Annotated in this window: 26 protein-coding genes and 1 tRNA gene; 17 read left to right on the forward strand and 10 right to left on the reverse strand. The window is 48.6% G+C overall.

The features are described from left to right. The first annotated feature begins 75 nt into the window (after positions 1-75). Entirely contained in the window at positions 76-501 is a 426-nt protein-coding gene (locus Q7J08_RS05665; protein ID WP_304910723.1) for a hypothetical protein, read from the forward strand. Between the two features lie 16 nt (positions 502-517). Here Q7J08_RS05665 and Q7J08_RS05670 read toward each other — a convergent pair whose 3' ends face one another. Genes Q7J08_RS05670 through Q7J08_RS05690 form a run of 5 tightly spaced genes read right to left on the reverse strand, consistent with a single transcriptional unit; the run spans position 518 to position 4,570 of the window. Beyond that, positions 518-1,327, reverse strand: a complete 810-nt coding sequence (locus Q7J08_RS05670; RefSeq protein WP_304910724.1) for a sulfite exporter TauE/SafE family protein — start codon at positions 1,325-1,327, stop codon at positions 518-520. Between the two features lie 4 nt (positions 1,328-1,331). Beyond that, on the reverse strand, positions 1,332-2,435 hold the full coding sequence (locus Q7J08_RS05675; RefSeq protein ID WP_304910725.1) for a TIGR04084 family radical SAM/SPASM domain-containing protein: 1,104 nt from the start codon (positions 2,433-2,435) through the stop codon (positions 1,332-1,334). A 2-nt stretch (positions 2,436-2,437) separates the two neighbouring features. Then, positions 2,438-3,616, reverse strand: a complete 1,179-nt coding sequence (gene pscS, locus Q7J08_RS05680) for an O-phospho-L-seryl-tRNA:Cys-tRNA synthase (RefSeq protein WP_304910726.1) — start codon at positions 3,614-3,616, stop codon at positions 2,438-2,440. Continuing rightward, a complete protein-coding gene (locus tag Q7J08_RS05685; RefSeq protein WP_048061965.1) occupies positions 3,613-3,792 on the reverse strand; it encodes a hypothetical protein in 180 nt (59 codons plus the stop codon). The genes pscS and Q7J08_RS05685 overlap by 4 nt, the downstream gene beginning before the upstream one ends. Positions 3,793-3,832: 40 nt before the next feature. Further along, a complete protein-coding gene (locus Q7J08_RS05690) occupies positions 3,833-4,570 on the reverse strand; it encodes a heparan-alpha-glucosaminide N-acetyltransferase (RefSeq protein ID WP_304910727.1) in 738 nt (245 codons plus the stop codon). A gap of 42 nt (positions 4,571-4,612) precedes the next feature. On the opposite strand from Q7J08_RS05690, the gene Q7J08_RS05695 reads away from it, so the two are divergent. The 11 genes from Q7J08_RS05695 (at position 4,613) to Q7J08_RS05745 (ending at position 16,515) form a co-directional block, all read left to right on the forward strand. Then, positions 4,613-5,473, forward strand: a complete 861-nt coding sequence (locus Q7J08_RS05695) for a methanogenesis marker 8 protein (RefSeq protein WP_304910728.1) — start codon at positions 4,613-4,615, stop codon at positions 5,471-5,473. Between the two features lie 452 nt (positions 5,474-5,925). Next, on the forward strand, positions 5,926-7,287 hold the full coding sequence (gene ablA / locus Q7J08_RS05700; RefSeq protein WP_304910729.1) for a lysine 2,3-aminomutase: 1,362 nt from the start codon (positions 5,926-5,928) through the stop codon (positions 7,285-7,287). Continuing rightward, positions 7,250-8,113, forward strand: coding sequence for a putative beta-lysine N-acetyltransferase (gene ablB / locus Q7J08_RS05705; protein ID WP_304910730.1), 864 nt, complete (start codon positions 7,250-7,252; stop codon positions 8,111-8,113). Before ablA ends, ablB begins: the two co-directional genes overlap by 38 nt. Positions 8,114-8,371: 258 nt before the next feature. Then, complete coding sequence (locus Q7J08_RS05710; protein ID WP_304910731.1) at positions 8,372-9,478, forward strand: KamA family radical SAM protein; 1,107 nt, start codon at positions 8,372-8,374, stop codon at positions 9,476-9,478. 265 nt (positions 9,479-9,743) lie between these two features. Further along, on the forward strand, positions 9,744-10,481 hold the full coding sequence (locus Q7J08_RS05715; RefSeq protein WP_304910732.1) for a DUF364 domain-containing protein: 738 nt from the start codon (positions 9,744-9,746) through the stop codon (positions 10,479-10,481). An 83-nt stretch (positions 10,482-10,564) separates the two neighbouring features. Beyond that, entirely contained in the window at positions 10,565-11,071 is a 507-nt protein-coding gene (gene tsaA / locus Q7J08_RS05720; protein ID WP_304910733.1) for a tRNA (N6-threonylcarbamoyladenosine(37)-N6)-methyltransferase TrmO, read from the forward strand. A 114-nt stretch (positions 11,072-11,185) separates the two neighbouring features. Then, positions 11,186-12,145 (forward strand): radical SAM protein, encoded by a 960-nt coding sequence (locus tag Q7J08_RS05725; RefSeq protein ID WP_304910734.1) that lies wholly within the window; start codon positions 11,186-11,188, stop codon positions 12,143-12,145. Between the two features lie 332 nt (positions 12,146-12,477). Further along, the gene (locus Q7J08_RS05730) at positions 12,478-13,644 is read left to right on the forward strand and encodes a serine hydrolase (protein WP_304910735.1); all 1,167 of its coding nucleotides are present in this window, start codon (positions 12,478-12,480) and stop codon (positions 13,642-13,644) included. 40 nt (positions 13,645-13,684) lie between these two features. Continuing rightward, positions 13,685-14,365, forward strand: a complete 681-nt coding sequence (locus Q7J08_RS05735) for a hypothetical protein (RefSeq protein WP_304910736.1) — start codon at positions 13,685-13,687, stop codon at positions 14,363-14,365. Positions 14,366-14,664: 299 nt separating this feature from the next. Then, a complete protein-coding gene (locus Q7J08_RS05740) occupies positions 14,665-15,390 on the forward strand; it encodes an alpha/beta fold hydrolase (protein WP_304910737.1) in 726 nt (241 codons plus the stop codon). 54 nt (positions 15,391-15,444) lie between these two features. Then, positions 15,445-16,515, forward strand: coding sequence for a DUF3089 domain-containing protein (locus Q7J08_RS05745; protein ID WP_304910738.1), 1,071 nt, complete (start codon positions 15,445-15,447; stop codon positions 16,513-16,515). Between the two features lie 89 nt (positions 16,516-16,604). On the opposite strand, the gene Q7J08_RS05750 is transcribed toward Q7J08_RS05745, so the two are convergent. From Q7J08_RS05750 to Q7J08_RS05760, 3 genes are all read right to left on the reverse strand, one after another. Continuing rightward, complete coding sequence (locus tag Q7J08_RS05750; RefSeq protein ID WP_304910739.1) at positions 16,605-17,507, reverse strand: mechanosensitive ion channel family protein; 903 nt, start codon at positions 17,505-17,507, stop codon at positions 16,605-16,607. A gap of 2 nt (positions 17,508-17,509) precedes the next feature. After that, positions 17,510-18,547: a hypothetical protein gene (locus tag Q7J08_RS05755; protein WP_304910740.1), complete on the reverse strand. Its 1,038-nt coding sequence runs from the start codon at positions 18,545-18,547 to the stop codon at positions 17,510-17,512. A gap of 235 nt (positions 18,548-18,782) precedes the next feature. Beyond that, a tRNA-Leu gene (locus tag Q7J08_RS05760) sits at positions 18,783-18,867 on the reverse strand. 130 nt (positions 18,868-18,997) lie between these two features. Between Q7J08_RS05760 and Q7J08_RS05765 the strand changes: the two genes are divergently transcribed. From Q7J08_RS05765 to Q7J08_RS05785, 5 genes are all read left to right on the forward strand, one after another. Continuing rightward, a complete protein-coding gene (locus Q7J08_RS05765) occupies positions 18,998-19,498 on the forward strand; it encodes a regulator of amino acid metabolism, contains ACT domain protein (protein ID WP_304910741.1) in 501 nt (166 codons plus the stop codon). Positions 19,499-19,555: 57 nt separating this feature from the next. Next, complete coding sequence (locus Q7J08_RS05770) at positions 19,556-19,789, forward strand: LSM domain-containing protein (RefSeq protein WP_304910742.1); 234 nt, start codon at positions 19,556-19,558, stop codon at positions 19,787-19,789. A 2-nt stretch (positions 19,790-19,791) separates the two neighbouring features. Further along, positions 19,792-20,154 carry a MarR family transcriptional regulator gene (locus Q7J08_RS05775; RefSeq protein WP_304910743.1) on the forward strand — a complete coding sequence of 121 codons (363 nt, stop codon included), beginning with the start codon at positions 19,792-19,794 and terminating at the stop codon, positions 20,152-20,154. Between the two features lie 67 nt (positions 20,155-20,221). Next, positions 20,222-21,712 carry a methanogenesis marker 14 protein gene (locus Q7J08_RS05780; RefSeq protein WP_304910744.1) on the forward strand — a complete coding sequence of 497 codons (1,491 nt, stop codon included), beginning with the start codon at positions 20,222-20,224 and terminating at the stop codon, positions 21,710-21,712. Between the two features lies 1 nt (position 21,713). After that, on the forward strand, positions 21,714-21,944 hold the full coding sequence (locus Q7J08_RS05785; RefSeq protein WP_304910745.1) for a hypothetical protein: 231 nt from the start codon (positions 21,714-21,716) through the stop codon (positions 21,942-21,944). A gap of 67 nt (positions 21,945-22,011) precedes the next feature. On the opposite strand, the gene yciH is transcribed toward Q7J08_RS05785, so the two are convergent. Beyond that, positions 22,012-22,317, reverse strand: coding sequence for a stress response translation initiation inhibitor YciH (yciH, locus tag Q7J08_RS05790; RefSeq protein ID WP_304910746.1), 306 nt, complete (start codon positions 22,315-22,317; stop codon positions 22,012-22,014). 70 nt (positions 22,318-22,387) lie between these two features. Then, positions 22,388-23,032: a DUF2115 domain-containing protein gene (locus Q7J08_RS05795; protein ID WP_304910747.1), complete on the reverse strand. Its 645-nt coding sequence runs from the start codon at positions 23,030-23,032 to the stop codon at positions 22,388-22,390. Positions 23,033-23,040: the final 8 nt, after the last annotated feature.

Below are 23,040 nucleotides of genomic sequence, written 5' to 3' on the forward strand. Positions count from 1 at the left end.
CAAAAAACTCCTTTGGCAATTACCTTTAAATGCACGTGGCGTTATGTAGTTAGTAACGATACCGGAGACAGGATCATGACATACGCAGTAATTTACTTTTCACGAACTGGAACCAGCAGGAGGATTGCTGAAAAAATCGCGAAAAAACTCTCCGTCGAACCGGTAGAGATGACCGACAACATGGACTGGGACGGCACTCTTGGCTACATGCGTGCAGCACGTTACGCAATGCAGAACAAGGATGTGACAGTTCAGACCCGCGGTCAGATCGGAACGGTAGACGAATATATCGTGATAACACCGATGTGGTGCGGAAAAATCACCCCGGCGATCCGGATACTTCTGCAGGATCTTCCTAAAGACAAAGTCCACCTGATTGTTTCATCGGGGGGCATGAACTTAAAAGAACGGGACGGATATCTTTCCGTTCTGGACATCATGAAGAAAGATAAGAACGAGGATCAGCTGATTGACGCCTTCGTTGGCGGCTTATCCACGTAATCGATTATCTCTATTTTTATCCGGAGATCAGCATCTGGACCGCGATTACCAGCATCAGGATGAAAAATATCCGGCGAAGCCATACATCCGGGACATGTCCTGAGACCTTGACGGCAAAAATTACCATTGGTATCGCCGTGATAACGAGAATCGCCCACATCATGACGTCAATGTAGCCAATCAGATAAAATCCATATGCGGATAGATCAACTCCGGCAGAAAAGCCGTTCACCAGATATGAGAGGATCCCGCCGATTGTGATGAAGAGAATAGCTGCAGAGGAAGTCGCGGCAGCTTTTTTCATGGTGAACTTACCCAGAATTACCATGAGCGGTACCAGGATAGTGCCGCCTCCAACACCCAGAAGACCGGACATGAACCCGGCAGTCCCACCAATACTCCCGGCAAGGGGAGCGGCCATTCTCTCACCCGTTCCGGACGGGAGACAAGTCACCAGACGAACCGCCCCGAGGATCAGCATCACGCCAAAGAGGATCGTGAGTATCTGTACCGGAAGATACGTGGCGACCGTGCCGCCGATGAACCCGGTCACCGTGCCGCAAAGCCCCATGATAATGGCGTCCCGCCAGACCACATTTCTTTTTTTCGTGTGGCTGACTGCTCCGGTAAGGACGGTCGGAAACGCCGCTGCAAGACTGGTTCCAAATGCCACAAGAATCGCGATATCATCCGGGACCCCCGACTGTCGGAGAACAAAAAACATCACCGGTGCGTATAAAAATCCGCCGCCAACACCCAAAAGACCGGACATGAATCCGGCAAGAAGGCCGGTCCCGATCAAAATACAGATGAAAATGGGGTCCATGATATCAGGGTATTATCTCGCAGCCGTTATATCGCGTGTGGGCAAATGCTCCCGCGGGGAGAGAGCCATCATCCAGCATCGTCCGAATACGAGGGAGGTTTTCCACAAGGGCATCGTGCAGGTTTCTGACCGTGCCGCAGACGAGTCTGTATCCATCACGCCAGGGTCTGACGATGTTTGAGTAGAGACACCGCCCTCCGCAGAATCCATATATGTCGCAGGAGAGACACGGTTCACGAACCGGGATCTCGGGAAGGGAGAGAGGATCAGCGGTACGGATCTCGCCCGCATAAAAATCCGCCATCCCGACCATGATCGGACAGGGGGCGATTTGGCCGTTGGTCATCACACTGTAGTTCACATACCCCGAGCCGCATCTGAGTTTTGACGGGCGACCAAGCAGAAGATCCTCGGTCGTCGAAAGAAACGGATACCATTTTGGAACAACACCCGTTGTCTCGATTCGCGAGACCCACTCGGCAACAAGCCGACGAATCCCTGCATTGTACCCTTCGCTCCATTCGGCAAACCTCCGACGGGAGAAGTCCCCGGTGAAATCCGCGTCCATCTGCCAGTGGATAGAACTGAAATGTTCTGCAAGATGGGTGACGGCAGAAAATATCTCCGTGTCTTCTGCTACGGTCATTCTCGCGATAAGCTCACCCGTGAATCCGTTGGAACGGATCATATCAACTGTGCCAAGCACCAGATCATACATCCCCTTCCCCCGGTGTCCGTCGGTAAGTGCCCTTTCCCCGTCGATGGATATAAGGATAGTCTCGAACTGGTTTGTGTATTCTTTTGGAAGCTTGCCAAGAAGTGTACCGTTCGTCTGGAGCATGAACCGTTTCACCGGCGCATGATCCATAATCTCCATCACCAGATCAGATCGGATGAGCGGTTCACCCCCAATAAACGTGAGAACGGCATGCGGATCTTTTGAAAGAAATGCATACAGATCACGCAGCGGATAAGCCAAATCTTCGCAAATCGTTTCATCGATCGTGCCGGGAGAATTTCCGCAAAGGTCTTCCTCCTCGAACATTTTTCCTCTGCAGTAGGAACAACAGAGGTTACAGTCATCGGTCACGATCAGATGAAAAAACATAATTAACTGATGGTCAGACCATTCGTTTCGGCGATCTCAAGATAGGTGTCTGCAACATATTCAGCCTGTTTTCTGGTCATGCCGTAGGTGTTGATCTTCCAGACTTTGGTGGCCCCGGGAATGATGCCGGTGATACCCTTTTTGGAGAGAGCACTTGAGAGGTAAAATCCCCGCTTCTTGTGGGTTTGCGCGACCTGATCAAAGGAGCCGGTGGTGTCCAACCGGGTAAGCGTGTGTTTTCTCGGATACTCGGACATGATCTTCGTTCCCTCGATTGACCTGAGAGCCTCCACCACGATTCGGCTATTGGCAAGCTCCTCGTCAAAGTGTTCGACGCGGGCCTTCACCGTCGGAAATGAAGCAAGAAGTCCAACGATAGGAGCCCCCATCAAGGAACAGCCGAGAATGCCAACCTCTTTGATACCGAATTTCCGTCCGGTTATGTCACCCTCCATCTGTGTCGTACGGAAAACCTCGTCAGCACGTTCCTCGGTCGCGGCGAGAATTCCCGACGGGGCGGGGGCAGCCATACTTTTGTGACCCGACCCAACGATGAAATCGACCCCAAGCTCCTTGCCGTTCACCGGCATGATGCCCACGGTGTAGACCCCATTGTAGAGAACAGGGACATCATACTGATGAGCGACCTTGACGATACCTTTCACATCATGCATATTGCCGAACTGGTAATCCACATGATCGATGAAGAGCAGCTTTGGCGCAGTGCCAAACTCACGAACAACATCCTCGATCCGATTCGCGGTATCCTCAGCGGTGATATGGTTGTCGGCAGTTTTGGGGATCTCGCGAACGACCCCTTTCTGAAGTTCGACGGAAAGATACGAAGTATAGTGGGCAAGAGCACCGATCAAGACCGGATCGCCTTTTTCCACATAGGTGCCGGCGACCTGCTGGAATCCGCGGCGTGCTCCGGGAATCGTGCGTGCCTGCGCCATCCCAAGCCACTCGGCGACATCCACATGGAAATCCTTCAGCGGCGGGTTCTCGATATAATCCAGGCGGAACGGTTTTCTGCAATTGTCACAGACCGAGTAACCATCACCCCAGGATATCATCGCTTTCATCGCCTCGGTCGTCAGACGGCCTCCCACTTGGATTGGATCCAGATTGATGGACGTCTCCTCGACCATCCGCGCCTCAATATTATCACAACATTTCATAAGAGCTCCTCTCTAAGTATGGATATCTGTTTCTCCACCGATGCGAGGGCCTTAGCGGTTTTTGCCTTCTGATCCTCGTCAAGGGAATGATCCGGGGCAGTAGTCCGGAGAATGGCTCTGATATCCGTTAGGGAGAACAAAGCCTGAAATACTGCATCTGCGGCTCGCTGTGACATGATGGTATGTACGTCTACTCCTGGACAAAAGAAAATATCGTTACAGGCTAACGAGACCGAAGAGGAAGAGAACACCGATGATCACCGGAACATGGATGAGATAGATGATCAGCGTGTGGCGGCCGATGAAACAGAGCGGGGTAAATACCCGCGGCATCTCACCAAGCCGGGTGAGGATCCCATGCCGAACGCCGTCTTTGTATAATACCGATCCGAGTGCCACGCCGAGAAGAACGACCCCGAACCAGGGGATGAGCGGCTCGTAGTCCAGAGTCGCAAATCCATTGTAGGTAATACCAAACGGGATCAAAAACGCGGGTCCCCGAAGCATCGAGACGATCGGCGAAAGGGCGATACAGATAAGGCCAACGACGAGGGAGATATACGGTTTGACTTTCATCACAACAAACGGGATGGAAATGATCGTGGAGATGCCGATCATATGAAGAATGCCGAATACGACAAATTCCGCAGGATAAACAAGCCAGGTTACTATCGTAATGACGGCGGCAAAGCAAAGGAGATAGAGACCACGGAAAAATAGTTTCTTCGCCGACCGAACCGGGTTGGTCTCGCGGCCAGTGGAAAGAACGAGAGAAACGCCGGCGATCACTACGAAGAGGAATGCGATCGGCGCACCCGACATGGTATACGGATCGAACCAAGTGGCTAGCCCGGTCTTAAAGAAGTACAGACAGAAGAGGATATGATACAGGATCATCAGGATGAGGGCAACCCCGCGTGCAGCATCCAGTTCAAAGTAGCGTGACCCTCTCATTGGATTTATGTTGATTCGGATATCATATCTATCCATCGGAAAATGAAGGACGAACATATTATTGAGGCAGTCGGGATGACGCGGGTCGTCATCAGGGACGGTGAGGTCGTGGAAGTCGGAGAGCCGGGGGTCCGGTTCTGTCCGCTTGCAAAACGGTTTGCAACACCAGTCGACCCGATCACGAAGGAATCAGTGCAGAAAAACATCGAGTCGCGGATCAAAAACTTCGGGATGTGTACAAAAGAGCGGCAGGTGCTAGACCAGGAAACCTTCGTTCTCTTCGGCGCATCTGAGTTGATGAGCACCGGTCTGAGATCGAAGACCCTGGACGCGGCAGTCATCTGTTCAGACGGAGCCGGCACGGTGGTCGTGCGAACACCAGACCTTGTCCAAGGACTCGGCGGAAGGATGTCCGGTCTCGTCTCAACGACCCCTCACCTCGAAGTTATTAAAAAAATAGAGGAGGCAGGAGGCATCGTGATCGATAAAGAGACCGCGAAACTTGATGTTCTCGCGGGACTAGCACGGTCAAAATCTGAAGGCTGGACCAAAACGGGAGTGACGGTCGCGGGATTCCAGCATGAACTCGCAGAGGAGATCCGCCGGACTTATCCGGAAGCGCTGATCATAGCCGTTCACACATCAGGCGTCAAAAATGCGGAAAATGCAGAGAGATTAGTCGCCGCATCCGATCTGGTCTTTGCCTGTGCCTCAAAATATGTCCGTGCCGCCGTGTCCAAAGCATTGGTCCAGGGCGGAGTGGGCGTACCGGTATATGCAATGAGCCTTGCAGGAAAACGCCTGATCATGGAGAGGCTGATAGAAACAGATCAACAGATCCTGGTAAAAAACACCAAGCTTCCGGTCGATGATATGGGGAAACAACCGGAACCTTTAGTCTAATTTTTTTGCCCAACAAATACCCGACCCTACAGCCGGATATCAGTGACGAAAGAGCCTGCTTAATACAGTTTTGTCATTATTCAGGACACTATTTTACCATATTTTGAAATTTCCGCTAATTATATTCGAATTGGGGCAAAAGGTTTATAGTGTGAGCCCATAGTTAAAGTGTTCACCGGACTGTGCAGTTATCTGCCGATAATTTTTGGTCCATCAATGCAATTCTGGCTTTGTACAGACCGGTTTCTACCCCGTTGGGGTGAAAGATAAACAAGATTTGAGGAGATAAAAATGCATCCATTGTACATTACATCATTTTTCGAGCTCGGTAATGAGCCTGAGCCTGCTTTGCATGGGAACGAGCTGAGAACATATCCGGTCGACGGGCGGATCATTGATCATCATTATGAATTAAGTGACTCCGGACCGCCGGGGACAGGAGAGTTGAATAAATGACACTGCCGCCGGAATCCACGGACAAACACGCATACGGGAGTGCGACGACGAATGAGGCAGGTTCCTTTCCAGAGGGAGGGTATGCCGGAATAGATACCAGTGAATACTGGAAAAACTGGAAATGGCAGGTCCGGCATGCAATCAGAAGCATTGACACGGTCCAGCAGGTGCTGGGAATCAGGTTTGATCCGGACGAGCGAAAACAACTCCAAAAGACTGTCGAGAAGTTTCCTCTTTGTATAACACCGTATTATCTCTCACTAATTGATACGGATGATTACCGGAACGATCCGATCTTCCGACAGGCATTTCCCTCTCCTGCCGAACTCATCGTGGAAAATTATGAACTCAACGACCCTCTTGCGGAGGATAAAGACAGTCCTTGCGAGTGTATTACTCATAGATACCCTGACCGGGTCCTATTTCTCATCAGTAATACTTGTGCAATGTACTGCAGACACTGCACACGAAAACGGAAAGTCGGCGACATAGATTCGATTCCCGACCGGGAGAAAATTCTGGAGGGAATAGCCTACATCCGTGAGAATCCCCAAATCCGTGATGTGCTTCTCTCAGGAGGAGATCCCTTTATGCTGAGTGATGAGGTCTTAGACTGGATACTGACCGAACTCAACGCCATACCTCATGTAGAGGTTATACGTATCGGGACACGGGTCCCGGTGGTCCTGCCATTCAGGATCACCGATGATCTAGTGAATATGCTGAAAAAGCATCACCCGATCTGGATCAACACGCAGTTCAATCATCCAAAAGAGATGACATCATCAGCCCAGGCCGCCATTGCCAAACTTGCCGATGCCGGCATTCCACTTGGAAACCAGTCGGTCCTGCTTGCACGGATCAACGACTGCCCGATCATCATGAAAGAACTCGTTCACCAGCTGGTGAAGAACCGCATTCGTCCGTATTATCTTTACCAGTGCGATCTTTCGGAAGGAATCAGTCATTTCCGAACACCCATTGCCAAAGGGATTGAGATCATGGAGAGTCTGATCGGGCATACCAGCGGATTTGCCGTTCCTCGATATGTGGTCGATGCACCTGGAGGAGGAGGGAAGATTCCTCTTTCTCCGAATTATCTGCTGACCTGGTCGGTGAACAAGGTCGTGCTCCGGAACTACGAGGGAATAATCTGCACGTATCAGGAACCTGCGCACTATGATCGGATCCTTTGCGATGAAAACTGTGATGCCTGCAAACTCCAGCTGGATATCGAACGTGCCGATGAATCAAGGGTGGTCGGGGTCGCGAGACTTCTCGCCGATTATGATGAGACGACGACCCTTATCCCTGAGAATAATGAACGAATTGAGAGAAGAGATGATGAATCCATCTGATTCAGTGATAAAGTATGGAAAAAGCATACTCCAGCACGGTCATTTCAATAACCGGATATATATCATAAAACTCGCACAAGATGATCTCCCGGGGATCATCGGATTCGCCGACGATCTGGCCGAGAACGAGGGATACACCAAAATATTCGGGAAAGTGCCAGCATCATCTGCGGATCTATTTGCCCGTGCCGGTTATGTCATCGAGGCATCCATCCCCTCATATTTTCAGGGTAAGGAGGAGGCTGTATTTATAGCAAAATACTTTGATCCAAACCGATGCAAGGCAGTCAATGTAGCAGAACTTGCCGGAATCTGCACAGAAGCCGGAAAACATACGGGAAAGAGACAAGACCAAAAACTGCCCGAAGGGTTCACCCTTCGACCAGCAAATACTGAAGATGCCGAGGAGCTCGCAGATCTGTTCCGAAGAATCTTCCCAACCTATCCCTTTCCCATCTCTGATCCGGCATACATCAGAACCACTATGCAGGATAACATACACTATTTTGTGATAAAAGAGGGGAACAAAATTGTAGCTGCATCATCCTGTGAGGTCGATAAAGAGAGCTTGACGGCGGAGATGACGGATTTTGCAGTGGACCCACGCTTCAGAGGCCACGGTCTTGCACGGATCCTGCTTACTGAGATGGAAGAGACAATGCGAAAAGAGGGAATAATCACAGCATATACTATTGCGAGATCTGCCTCACTCCCCATGAACGCCGTTTTTGCCGGGGCAGGATATCGATTCAGCGGGATGCTCCCAAATAACACCAACATCAGCGGATCGATCGAGAGCATGAACGTCTGGTACAGAAAGATATAAACAGCATATTTGGATTTAATACCAATTTTCCCAAAAAATATCATCTAATAATTGAGAAAATACACATATTTTCACGATTTTCACCATCGACACAGAAAATGGCGGAAAGGGTTTAAATGATAGGGACCAAGTAAAGTGCGTTTAAAGAATTTTGCATCAGGTCACTAAGATCTTCTGTTAACAGCAATGTGACCGATCTTTTTGCACATAATGAATTTGCCCTTTTTTGGCAGATTACCCCAGTAAACGAGGTAAAAAATGCATCCAAAGTACATTACATCTATTTCTGCGCTTGACAATCTTGTCGGGCTTGCTCCTAAAGAACGGGAGATGATGGAGAGAGTGACCGACGTGTTCCCATTTCGGGCCAACGACTATTATCTATCCCTGATAGACTGGAAAGACCGTAGGGATCCGATTAAAGCTATTATCATTCCCGACTCCCGTGAACTAGAAGTCGGAGGATCTGCTGATCCCTCCTGTGAGAAGGATTATACCAAAAAACCCGGTCTGCAGCACAAATACGATCAAACCGGCCTTCTGCTTTTGACTGATGTCTGCGGCGGGATCTGCCGTTTCTGTTTTCGAAAACGCCTTTTTATGTCCTGCGAACGCGAGACTGTGAGAGACGTATCCGAGAATATTGCGTATATCCGGGAGCACACGGAGATCACCAACGTTCTTCTGACCGGCGGGGATCCCCTGACACTGGATACCCGGCATCTTGAATCCGTGATCCGTGAACTCCGCGAGATCCCACATGTGAACATCATCCGGATCGGGAGCAAGATGCTGGCGTACAATCCTTACCGTATTCTCAACGATTCAGAACTTCTTTCAGTCCTCTCGCGGTACAGCACCCCGGAAAAACGGATATATCTGATGGCACACTTCAACCACCCAAACGAGATCACCGAGATTTCGATACAGGCGGCAGAGGTGCTCCAGAAATCAGGCGTCATCGTTGTGAACCAGACCCCGATCCTGAACGGGATCAATGCCGAACCAGAAACACTTACGACACTCTTTCGAAAACTGTCTTTTGCAGGAATATCTCCCTACTATGTCTTCCAGTGCAGACCGGCAACCGGCAACGGATTATTCCATGTCCCGGTCGAGACATCCTACGATATCCTCCAGGAAGCTTGGAAAAACTGCTCGGGACTGGCAAAACGGGCAAGATTCATCATGTCCCATTCGACCGGAAAGGTTGAAGTGGTCGGTAAAGATGTCGAAAATGTCTTCATGCGGTATCATCAGGCCGCCGAGAACAATGACATCGGGAAGTTCATGACCTTCCCGACGAATCAAAAGGCAGAGTGGTTCGATGATTATCTTGCAGGTCAAGCCCCTGCAAAGAATTAACACTCTTTTTTTGTCAAAGGATAACCATGATCAGATATCAGTCCATTCCCCTGCTCATGCGATCTCACGATTAAGATTCACACTTTTATCAAAACATGTGCCTTCTGAATAAATCAAACCCCATTAACAATTTACCCATATGCGCACAAGTAATTTAATCCATCGTGTCATATACACAACATCCATATAAGAAATGATACAGACGCATCCGAAAAACCATATCGGCGTGTTTTGTCATTATCTCAATATTGGAGGAGAGAATCGTATGAGTAATAAGAGTATAATTGATGAACTTCTTGCAACCCTCCCGGAAAAACCAGTTCCCGTTCGATCCATAGAAGTTGGGGCTCACTGGACCGCCGTCTGCAGCACACACTGTGGTCTCGCCACAACGATAATCGGGGATAATTGTCATGATCACAAAACCGTTGTACGTGATGCAGGATCTCTGCACCTGAAAAGTGCGCAGGAACTTGCCGAGTATGCAAAATCAGATTATTCGTTAGAAGCCAGTATTGGTATAGCTGCTATCAACTCGCTTCTGGATATGAACGAACAAAATGCGGTAGAGATGAACGCATCTCAAGTACTTATGGAAAAGGGCGCCGGGAAAAATGTGGCACTTGTTGGACATTTCCCTTTTATTCCCAAACTCCGAAAAAGTGTGAAAAATCTCTGGGTCATTGAACTTCATCCAACCGAAGATGACTACCCAGCGCAGTCTGCTGCTGAGTTGATTCCAGAGGCCGATATCGTAGCACTAACCGCGAGTTCCCTGATAAATCATACCATGGATGATCTGCTGAACCTCTGCGAACCGGATACTCTCGTCATGATCCTAGGACCAAGCACCCCTCTTTCTCCTGTGTTGTTCGATCACGGAGTAAACATCATCGCAGGATCACGTGTTCGTGATGAAACCGCCGTTCTTCATGCCATTGGACAGGGTGCGACGTTCCAGCAGGTCACTGGTGTGAAACTGCTGACCTTCACGAATCCGTAAATAGTCCAAACCCGTATGGGAAAATAACGATGACACAGAAACCAGATCAAACAATTATCCCTGATAGTGAAGAGAAAACGTTCATGCAATCATCCGAGGGCACACTGGATTCGTTCACCTATACGCCGATCGGCATCGTGCGGTCTCCCTACACTGATATCGCCGGTATGCCGATCCAGCCAACCGGAGCGGAAGGCGTGCGCGGCACCATTGTTCTACGCCCGGAGTTTTCTCCAGGTCTCAACGATCTGGATGAGTTTTCCCACATCATCCTGATATATGCGTTTCATCGGTCCAAAGGATATTCCCTGCAGGTCACCCCGTTTTTGGACACAGTCCAGCACGGAGTCTTTGCCACCAGAGCACCAAAACGACCGAATACAATCGGACTGTCGATCGTCAGACTGATCAATATTCGGGAGAACATCTTAACGATAGAAAATGTAGATCTTCTTGACGGAACGCCCCTGTTGGATATCAAACCCTATGTGCCGGCGTTCGATGCATTTTGCTCGGCAAAAGCAGGATGGCTCGATCGAAGTTCACGGGATGCAGGATCGGCAAGATCAGACAAACGGTTCAGCGAGTAACTGATTCCTGCAGTAACGTGGAAAAGCGTTGGAAAAATCGTATTATTATGCATAAGGGTAATAATAGATATACATGATTCAAATCACCGCCGACCGCATATTCGAGGAATGGAAATGACAGAGAACCATATCTTCGGCCCGGTCAATTCCAGGAGACTCGGGAGATCACTGGGCATCGATCTTTTGCCCTTCAAGACCTGTTCATATGACTGCGTCTACTGTGAATGCGGAGCAACGAACAGTCTAACGACAAAAAGGGCCGAGTTTTTTCCAACTGAAGAGGTGATCGCCCAGCTGGATAAGGTCCTCAGAAAAGGACCAACATTGGATTACATAACGTTTGCCGGATCAGGTGAGCCGACCCTTTCCCTGTCGATCGGGCGGATCATCAGACATCTGAAAACAACCTATTCGCAGTATAAGGTCGCCGTCCTCACGAACGGGAGCCTGCTGGGCAATAAAGAGGTCATTGCGGATCTTTCCCGGGCTGATCTGGTTATCCCCACCCTGACCAGTACAAGTCAGGAAACGTTTGAACGTATCCACCGTCCATATCCCGGCCTCTTAACAAAAACGATCATCAATTACATACTGGAGTTCAGAAAGGAGTTCCGGGGAGAAATGTGGCTTGAGATTTTCCTGATACCCAATCAGAACACCAGCTTAGAAGAACTGGCATCGCTTCGAGACGTTATAGATAAAATCCAACCCGCACGCATTCAGCTGAACACGCTTGACCGGCCGGCTGCTGAAGACTGGGTCACAGCCCCGGATGAAGAAGAGCTGATAAAGATCAGGAACTACTTTGCTGAACTCAACATACCGGTGGATGTGGCCGGAGTCTGCTGTGAACAGCCCGACGTCTGCATCTCCGGTGAAAGCACCCATGAACTGATCAAAAAAACCCTCCACATCCGTCCCTGCACAGTTGAAGATCTCGCTTCAATGACCGGCTTACATCATCACGAAGTGGCCAAATACTTATCAGGACTTCTTGAGGAAGGGACGATTCATGTCCAGAGAGGGAAAAGAGGCGTTTTTTACTCGGCCGGACCGCAGACGGAACGAAAGTAACGCCAGGTGAAGAAGCCACAACCTCCATCGGATATTCTAAAATAAGCCCCCATCAATATATTCACAATAGTGTGTAGTAAAATAAGCATAAATACCACGTGAATCATCGATTCAAGCAGTCTATTTCCCTATCCCCGTAGGAAATCTACAAAATTCCACCATTTTTGAAGACCATAGCTTCAAATAGATAGTAGCAATATACAACTCAATCAATGCTATCTATCCTTTATTCTCTTCGTAAATCAAAAGGAGTTAGGATACCCTGCATAAGCATAGCAGTGATTTTCCTCTGTTTGTGTCTTGCATGCGTACCTGTCCTTGCTAACTCTGATGTGACCTTGGTAACGGATACTACCGCAAATCCGGCGACCATTACTGATGTCGAAGATTTTTTTGATACTGCTATTCCAGCAGGACTCGCAACATACAATATACCCGGCGCAACTGTCGCAGTAGTGCAGGATGGAGAACTGATTTTTTCCAAAGGGTACGGTTATGCTGATCTTACCAATGAAACGCCAGTTGATGCCGACTCAACAATCTTCCATATTGGATCGGTCACTAAACTCTTCACCTGGACCTGTGTTATGCAACTGGTGGAAGAGGGTAAAATCGATCTGGATACTGACATCAATACTTATCTGACTGATTTTTCAATTCCCGACACATATCCAGGCCAACCAATCACCATGCGAAACCTGATGACACACACGGCTGGATTCGAAGACGCATCTCGTCGTGGGGCAGTTGAAGACGTAGAAGATCTCTTTTCGTTTAGAATCTACTGCCGGGATTATATGCCCGCAAGGGTGTATCCTCCAGGGACCGTTACCTCCTACTCAAATTATGGCACCACACTCGCAGCAGTCATCATTGAGGATGTGAGCGGCGTTTCGTTTGAGGAATATCTGCAGGAACATATTTTAACGCCTCTTGATCTCACAAAAACACATATTTCCTATTTCCTCCCGCCTGAATCTGCCGCGAATCTCTCCTCAGGGTATAATTATATCAGCGGGAAGAATGTAGCCGTCACAGACACAGTTTTTGTCATTGGTCCCGCCGGATCCATCAGTTCCACGGCACCAGATATGGCAAAATTCCTTGCTGCACATATGCAGAACGGGACGGTTGATGGAGTAGAAATTCTTTCTGAAAAAACGGCAGCACTCATGCACGCAAGAACATTTTCAAATGACCCACGGGTCAGCGGCATGTGTCTTGGATTTTATGAAACATTTCTCAATAATGAGAGGATTATTCTCCACGGTGGAGATACAAATACATTCCATTCGCTCTTTGTAATTATTCCAGAAAAAAAAATCAGGATTTTTTGTCTCATACAATGCTCCTGGAGGGACAGCAGCACGATACGACCTCCTTGTGGAGTATGTCAACCAGTTTTATCCTCTCACCGAAACAGTGACATCGACCCCGGACACAAACCCGGGCACATCGTTGGAGAAATACGCGGGAACCTACCAGTCAACCCGCCATAATTACCGGACTTTTGAATTCTTCATTGATCCACCCAAACAAATGGTAGTTGAGGTGGGGGAAAACAACACACTCCGTTTGATAAAAGCAGACACAACATCTTCAGAATACATCGAGATTAACCCAGGCGTCTTCAAAGAATTGAGTGATACACCATCGTTCTACGGGAATATGGTCTTTCGTGAGAATGAGAATGGTGATGTAACGTTCCTCTGTTACGAAAACCTTCCGGTCTTCGCGTATGAACGGGTGCCTTGGTATGCTACCGATGGTTTTACTGAAGGTGTGCTCTCCGTTGCTGTTGTACTTCTTCTCACTGTTTTCCTCTGGCCGGTTATGGCACTGTCCCGGAGAATATACGGGAAAAAAGGTGAAGTGATACAGGAAAAAGGACTCCCGTTCTATGCCCGTCTGATCGCCTTTTTATCCTCCGTTATCAGCATTATCTTTGTGTTCTGTCTTCTCCCGATTGTTCAGAACAATGAAGGACTGATAAATTTGTATGAATGGGATGCAACACCCCCGTTCATCCTGACTGCCATTCTAACGGTCCCGGTGATTTGTGTTTTATTATCGATCGTAACCGCAGGTTTCACAGTCGTCGTCTGGAAGATGCAATGCTGGCGTCTCTGGCACCGGGTGCATTATACGCTCGTTACCATAGGACTCTTTATGCTGATATGGTGGATGAATTATCAGAATTTGTTCTTCTTCCGGTTATAACGGATATCATACACTCATTTTTTCATATCAATTCATTTTCAGCCGTTTTTGAGGATAAGGACATCACCGGTTGCCCAAATACAATCAACATATATGCCGAAAGTCGAAAAAATCATCCGGCAGACATTTATATCATCAAAGGAATTTGTTATTTTAACATGCAGCAATGTTATTGAGTGAAATAGCTAAGCTCATATCGCAAAGAAATACGAATAGGCACCTCAAAAAGAGCAGACCAAGACTATTCCCCCTTTGCGGTTGAGAAAAACCTGCTGCACGTCTAAATCCGGAATGAAACCATGCCAACATTACACGTCAATGATATCGAAATGTATTACGAAACCCGCGGAGAGGGAAAGCCGCTGCTGATTATCTGGGGAATCGGTGGTGAAATCCCGCCGCTTATTGACCGGCTTGCAGAATCAACTCAGGGTAAATACAGACTCATCTTGTTCGACAACCGGGGTTCCGGGAGAACGGACAAACCGGACATCCCGTATTCAATTTCCATGATGGCAGATGATACATCCGGCCTCATGACGGCAATTGGTATCGAACAGGCCCATGTCATCGGCATTTCGACCGGTGCCAGGATTGCCCTTTCACTCGCAGCAGAGCACCCAAAACAGGTGAAAAGCCTCATTCTTCACGTGGCTGCTGCCCGCTCTCCTGATAAAGAAGACAAGGATGCGGCCGCATCGTTTGAACGACTGCGTGCTGCCATGACACAACCGGGATTTATGGAAAAAGTGCTCGCCTACCCACCTACGATCGAATCATTCTTCCGGCAATTCGAGGCTTTGAGGGAATTTGACGGCAGATCACTGCTGGGGAAAATTCAGTGTCCCGTACTGATCGTGAACGGAACGCAGGATGCATCGACACCGGTCAGATACGCAGAAGAACTCGAGGCAGGAATCCCGGATTCACGTTTGATCCTTGTAGACAGTGATCACCTTTTTGCAAGAACAACGCCCGACCTCCTGATCACGCCGGTTCTTGCATTCCTGAACGAAATTGAGTGAAGAGACGCCCTAAATCAAACATAATATAAATCTTTCAGGACAGATAACAAGATTATGAGCGTAAACCAAAGAGAAACACTGGATGATCTGCGAGGTAAGGAATTAGGCATTCCAACAAAACTACCCGCCTTTAACCCGGACACGGATGTACCGGCGGCTCCGGATTATACAAATCCCAACAGCTGGCTTTCGATGCCCGCATATTTCAGCACGGAAAAGCAGCCGGTCGATGTGTTCTGGGTATATCCCACCATCCTCTCTGATAATATAACCTATCTGATGGACATCAGCAATTCGGCATTACGGGAGAAAGCGCACTGGACACTTGTGGAACAGGCCAGCATATTTGACGGGCAGGCAAATATTTACGCACCGTTGTACCGGCAGAACAATGTGAAAATAAATCCTTTGATGCTGACCGAAGCAAAACCCATCTTTGATCTGGGACAGCAGGACCTCATCCGTGCTTTTGATTATTTCCTGAACCATTTCAACAAGGGAGAACGGCCTATTATTCTCGCGGCCCACAGTCAGGGATCGGTCAGGGTCGTTGAACTCTCAAAGGCAGGAGAACTCCTGACCGGTGATGCCGAATCACTGAAGAGACTGGTGGCGGCATATGTTATTGGCTATTCGATTACACCTGCAGATCTCAAACAAAATCCGCTGATGAAGATCAGTGAAAATGCAACGGAAACGGGGTGTTTTATCACCTATAATACGATATCCAATGCAAAATGCAAAGAAAAGCAGGGGCCGACAATCATTCCCGGAACATTTGTGGTAAATCCCCTGACCTGGAAGACCGACACCACGTTTGCATCTGCTTCGGAAAATATCGAAGCAGTGTTCTTCAAACATGAGCATCCAAAAAATCCCGACAGGCACCCGAACTTTGCAGCAGCGAGAATCGTAAACAACGCGCTCGTGATAACAAACATATCCAACCCGGAAGAATTACCGGCAACCAGTGCCACCTTCCCGGAAGGTGTCTACCACATGTATGATTATGCGATCTTTTACGAGAATCTCAGAAAGAATGTCGGCGATCGGATCCGTTCGTATCTGGAGAATGAGAACGTCACAAAAAATGAAATAAACCAGATCCTTTTTTCTGAAATCTGATGGTCAGTATTTTTTTGAACAGTCTTCATTTGATAGGATAGCATACCGAATTTTCTGTAAAATTCATGACAATAAGATAGAAAATGAAATTATGCTCTTCTTCTGTTTCCTGAATGACCAGTATCCACTTCCGGGGGAACAAACGACGGGGGCCGGATCCCTACTTTTCTGAACTCCGCCAATGCCCTCCGGGAGACTTCCGATTTGAACTCAAATTCAAACCGGAGATCGTTGACATATCCCTTTGCACGGACACGCTTGTAGAACGGGAAATCGTCAAGCAGCACTGTATGGGTATATTTTTTTGAGATGATCACATATTTTGATGTGACAAGGGCTTCCTTGAGGATTTTCATGGCCTTCTCCGCATCAGAATCCGGGTGGACATAGAGATCGATGATGATCATCATGGCAAGGTCGCCCGCATTGCCGCTGGTTACCGACTGGGTGAATATCGTACCATTCGGAGCCGACACCTGTTCATCGCCAGGAGTCTGTAATCGGGTAGAGCGTATCCCGATATTTTTTACCTCCCCGTACTTTTCTCCGATGGACACCATGTCGCCGATCTGATAGGGTTTTTCAAAGATAATGATGATACCCGCGATGATATCGGCAAAAAGGTCTTTCAAGCCGAACCCGATGGCGGCGCCAAAGAGTCCCGAGAATGCGAGTAATAGGGTCAGCGAAGGTTCGATAACAGCAATGAGGATGTAATAGAGGGCGACCACATACACGACAAGCTTCAGCAAGGGGATCAGCATGGTGATCGTGGTCCGATACCGGCCCATCCGTTCCGAGATATGTGTCAGGATAAAACCGAGCAGCCGATTGAGGACATACGCGAAGATAATGATGAAAAGAACATACAGGATAAGGTTCGCATCTATGGTTTTGAGCGGGAGTTCAGCCAAAACGTCTGTAGTAACATTGGAAATCAGAGTGTCAGCCGAAACACTTGTCGTAACATTAGAGAGCAGAGTATCAGCCATGATTACCACAGCCTCCGGGTCTTTTTCAGATACTCGGCAACCGGCTCAAGTGCAAACGCCGGAATACTGTAATGCCCGTCATCATTCCCCACAAGCTCCTCTTGGACAAGACGGTAGAGGACGCGCCTGATATCCATCTCTGACCCAACGATCGCGATCAGATCTTCCTCCCGCAGGGATTTCATGGACAGGATGATCGTGAGGATGAATGATTCGCTGGTATCGAGATTGATGGAATAGGTAGTCTCGGTGATCGCGTTCAGAGATATGGTATTATCTTTCAGGCTCGACTCCCAGAGAATGAGGGAAACACCAGGGTTTCCCCGGGAGATCCTTTTGATTTTTTCAAAGATTAGGTCCTCGATGGACATCTGGATACGTTTTTTCCGGGGGAGCCGGCGGAACATGAAAGTAAAGTTCAGTTTTATCCAGGGAATTGAAACTTCGGAACCTTTGAACGGCAAACGGACCTGTTTATGGACCAGAGAGAAAAACATTGAGCGTTCGGCAACCCCGTCATTGATAAACTGGATCTCCCCGGGCTTATGCCGGGACAGGATCATCTCCTTGAGAACCGGCGTGTCCATCTTCTTGAGAACGATAATGGTCGGGAAATATGCCTCAATGTTCATGACGGCCGAAAGATACTGCCAGCTGAACAAATTCCATGTCGTGATGAAGAGTTTCTTTGAAGAGATCAGTGCAAGCAAAAACGCATCAAGGACATCAAACCCGCCGATCTTCCGCGTTGCAAGGAGCCGGCAGTTATCTATCAGGATAATATCCCCGGGAAAGGCAGAAAAATCCGGGAGGGAGGAGGGCGACATCCCAAACTTCAGCGGAAGGTAGTGTACCCTTTCACCGTAAAGGCGCCGGATCTCATTGGCGATCGTGGTCCGGCCGCCCAGCGGTTCGGCAACAATGGCGATGTGCGCCGGGGCACCGTCCCCATACCGTTCAATAGTCTCTGCGATTTCCTGTAGCTCTTTCTCAAGACCGATAATGGGTCTGTCGGAAACCGCATTCGGGTTTTCTGCCATGGATTTATTGTACCTGATAATAAGATATCCGGGGAACTATTAAAGGATATGCAGAAACTTGACAGACTCCTGCGGTTTCTTTTATGAAATTTCAAGGAAAATATTCGTAGAAAGCCATCGAAGAGTGGACTCGGACGGGAAAAAGAGCTCCCCGTAAGCAACTGAACGAAAGGATAAATAATACAGAAATGACGGGTTCAAAAGAAAACTGGACGACTATAACATCAAATCCAGATGCGAGGGATGGGATTCGAACCCAAGAACTACTACTAGACTAGCCCCTCAAGCTAGCGCCGTTGACCTGGCTTGGCTACCCTCGCACTGTGCGACCTATACATGTGGGTCAGTCTAGTAAATAAATCTACTGAATTTAAACAGATGCATCGGACATCACTGTACAAAAATCAAGGCAAGCGTATATATGTATTCCGTGATAGACACAAAGATACAATGTGGCGGAGAATACTCGAACAATTTCAGGACTCACCCTCGCAGCAGCGTGTCGTCCGTTTTCTTCTTGAGAACGGTTTCGGCGTTTCTTCAGAGGGAAAAACCGTAGTAAACGGCATAGAAATATCCGCATCCGCGCTCGCACGCGTGATAAAAGTGGACAGACGGGTCGTGGACTCCACCCTGCGCCGGATCTGCGAGATCGATGAACTGCAGTCTCTCTTTTCCCGTCTCCGTGTCACCCCGGATCTGACGGACGTCGCCAAAAATCTCGGCCTCTCGGTTATCACCATCCTCCCGAAAAATGCCGGCGATAAAAACATAGTCTCCTCGGCAGTTGATGTTCTCGCATCCTATGACCTGCCGCTTAGACAGATATTCGTCACCGACCCCTACGTGGTCGAAACACCGCGCCTAGTCATCATAATCGACGGAGTGATTCCGGCAGATGCCATACAGAAACTCCGGAGCCTCCCAACGGTCCAGTCACTCATCCTGTAACCAGGATCGATCACAAAAGAACAGATTAATTACGTCATATAACTAACACTTAGAGATATGGTATCCAGCATTGTCCTTCCGATAAAAAAAGTCAACTCACTCGTTGACTCAAAAATTTCTGTGGAGATAAAAGATGAGGGATGTAAATTTGAGGGAAGGCTTGTCGCAATGGACGAGTATCTCAATCTTCATCTCGAAGAAACCGTTGAGATCACCACAAACGGTCGAAGAAACATCGGCACAGTCGTCATCCGCGGAAACAACATCCTCACCATCTCTCCGCTGAACTAAATATGTCCAGAGAAGCTGAACTAAACGAAGCGGACGAAAAAACATTTGCCTACCTCAAAGAGCACCCAAAAGGTGTTCTTCAGAGTGATCTCTGGAAAGCTATTGAGGTGGACAGCCGTACGTGTTCACGTATCCTCAAAAAACTTGAGGATGCAGGTCTCATCGCCCGGGAAGAGACCAAAAAGGACGGGACACGAACCTATCTCATCACTGTCGTCCACACCTCCCAGGCGGTCGACCCCAACCTTCTGATGGCAGGGGAATCCATCGTTCCGTGTGTAGCCTGCGATGAGGAGTGTACCGTCGAACACTGTAAAATGCTTGAAGACTGGGTCTATGAACTGGTCTTCGATGAACTTGAATAACCTTCTTTTTTCATCTGTCAATCAATAACGAAACCTATTTCTCCATTGCCTACAGATTCAGTGTAATATGTCGGCAGGTTTTTTTGACCGGTTCTCTGCAAAGAAACCCTGGATCGTCGAGAGTGTTCCGCCGCCCTCGACCGGTCACGGGGCGGGAATGCAGGTACCCGAATACAAGTCCAATCCTTATTTCATCGTCGCATCCGTCGAAATGGGAAATACTACCACCAAATGCATCCTGACAGGTACAAACCTTGATACTGGAAAATCCTATATCATCAACAAGACCGTGTCCATGAGCAGGGATGTCAGAAAACCAAAAGCTGGAGAAGAAGTCTTTGGAGCTACCCTTGACGGAACGGAACTCACACGGGAATCCGTCACTGACCTGGTCAGAGATACCCTGATCAAATGCCACAAAGATGCTGATCTGAGCATCAAGGATGAACTTGATTTCGTTGTCAGAAGTACAGGCGTAGTGGCTGCCATGGACTCGCCCGAACAAGTCGGCGAGTTCGTCAAGGCACTCGCTAACGGATGCCTGCTCGCCGGCGTCCCGCCAAAGAAGATGACACCACCGATGGGAATCAACAGCCTCCCGAAAAAACTCAGGGGCTTCTCATATGCCGACCGGCTCGTCTTCACCGGAGCTATTGCCGGCGTAACCCCGCCGATCGGATCAACCGGTGTTGAGATGGTCGCAAATGAGATGGAGGGGGAACTGGCAATGGCAGGCATCAAAGAGGGCGCCAAATGGACCGGTGTCGACTTCAGAAATCCCTGCATCTCCATGGACTTTGGTACCACGCTTGACGGTCGTATCACCGGTGACGTGGATGATAAAGCGGAAAATCCCTTTGCAAAGACCATCGGAAACTTCTGCGGCCTCGCCGGGGCAATACCCGATGCAATAATCCGCGGGACAGGTCTCGTCGATAAAAAGAAAGGGACAGCGCTCGATCTTTTCGGAGAAAAATGCAAAACATCCTCGAACCGCTCAACCAAAAATGCAATGCCCTATGTTGAACGCTGCATGGAGATCATTGACGTCGCCGAAGTCCCGCGTGAACGGACGCATTTCGGCAAGGTGCCGGTCTGCGCCGATGTTGCCGAAGACTCAGGCATCGTCCTGATCGGTGTCGATATCGGTGTGAACGGAGATAGGACAGCCGACCTTGAAGCGATCGGAGCCGAAATCGCCAAAAATGAAAATAAGGAGGTCATCAGAGAGGTCATCGACCGGGTGTGTGCAAACGTCGCACTCAAAATCATCGACCTCTGTATCAAGAGAAACTTCCTCCCGAAGAACAGCTCGATCGGGTTTACTGGTCGTGCGATCATCTCCGGAAACAAACCTCAGTACATCCTCGAAGGCATTATGGAGAGAGGGATCTACGACGACCCGGTCGATCACCTTGTCTTCGTCGACGACGGACTTGCCCGCGGGGCGGCACTGATGGGGCGGTGTATGAATAGTATCGGTCATCCAAAGTGCCCGATCGGCGGTGTTCGGGGCGGACATTGTATTATGGCAAAACGCCAAAAGATAGGTAAGTAATATGGCAGACGAAGAATTTGATTTAGTCATCCCTCCTGGAACACCCAGAACGATCATCCGTGATGCTGCGCTGAAGTTCAACGTCGAGATCGTAAGCGTCACCCGCCCGCTGAGCTATGCAAATATGGTGAACGACGAACGCGAACTTCTGGCGCTCCGAGGAAATAAGGAAGAGATTGAAAAAGCAAATGAATTCCTTTATCAAAAGATAAAGGAGTTTATTGAAAGCTAACTTTTTTTATTTTATTAACGGGTCAATCCCCTAAAGAAAAGAGAGGGTGAAAAAATATAGATTTATGTTAATTGATATTTTCTAGACTGTACCCACGTGATGAGAGAAGTATTTTTACTCTGTCACGGTGATTTCCCTGAAGCTCAATAGAGTTTTCCTTCACGGTGCCTCCGCATGCAAGCCGGCCTTTGAGGAACTTGGACAGATCCTCAAGATCGATCTCATACGGATCAAGACCATCAACAACGGTCACTTCTTTACCGTACCGTCTCTTGCTTACTTTAACACTAATACGTTGCTGTTCTTTTGCGACTTCTTCGCAAATACAGAGTTCCTTTGGTAAACCACATTTCGGGCAGATGCCACTGTTCATTGCAGTAGTTAATTGGCGTCGGCAAGTTAAAATATATATGGTTGACTCCCAAAAAACGAACCTTGGGAAGTTATCCTTTAAAATTATAAAAATAATTGTTAAGTTTCTCTTTTTTTGTCACGAGATCCCGTTCGTTTTTCGACAAAAGAAGATCCCGCTCCCTGCTTTGGACCGCCGGACAGTATTTGCAGAAGGCGTCATCGATATCATTCCATACTGCGCGGACCGGGCAGTAATATTCACCGTCATACTGTTCCACAGAAAAGCCGCCGGGAAACGGCATGCCGACAGGGTGGACCGGCTCTTCTTTGATGTACACCGTATAGGCGGCTATCAGATATTTCAGGGACCGCAGACGGTCGCCGGGTGTCCCTTTCTTTGCCGCTGTCTGTGCATCGGCCGCAAATGCTTTCCATGACGAAGGAAGCGGAACCGCAGCATGGATCTCGGCAAGATCATCGGTCATCATCCGGTGATATCCTTCGATGATCTGGATGCGGGCATAATACAGGAGAGCCTCAGCGTATTCGTGAGGGACATTCTCCAGCTTTTTTGCGTATCGGTTAAGCATCAGCTCCAGGTCTTCAGGAGAATACAGCTGACCTTTTTCTTTAAGAGCAGAAAGAAGCGTCCCTTTTCGAGAAATACGGGCGAGATCATTCCATGAAAAAAGAGTTCCCGAAGGGGAATTCCCCTCACGGTTCCAGAATCCCATCTGGACAC

Origin of the sequence: Methanocorpusculum sp. (genome assembly GCF_030655665.1) — an archaeon.
Classification (GTDB): domain Archaea; phylum Halobacteriota; class Methanomicrobia; order Methanomicrobiales; family Methanocorpusculaceae; genus Methanocorpusculum.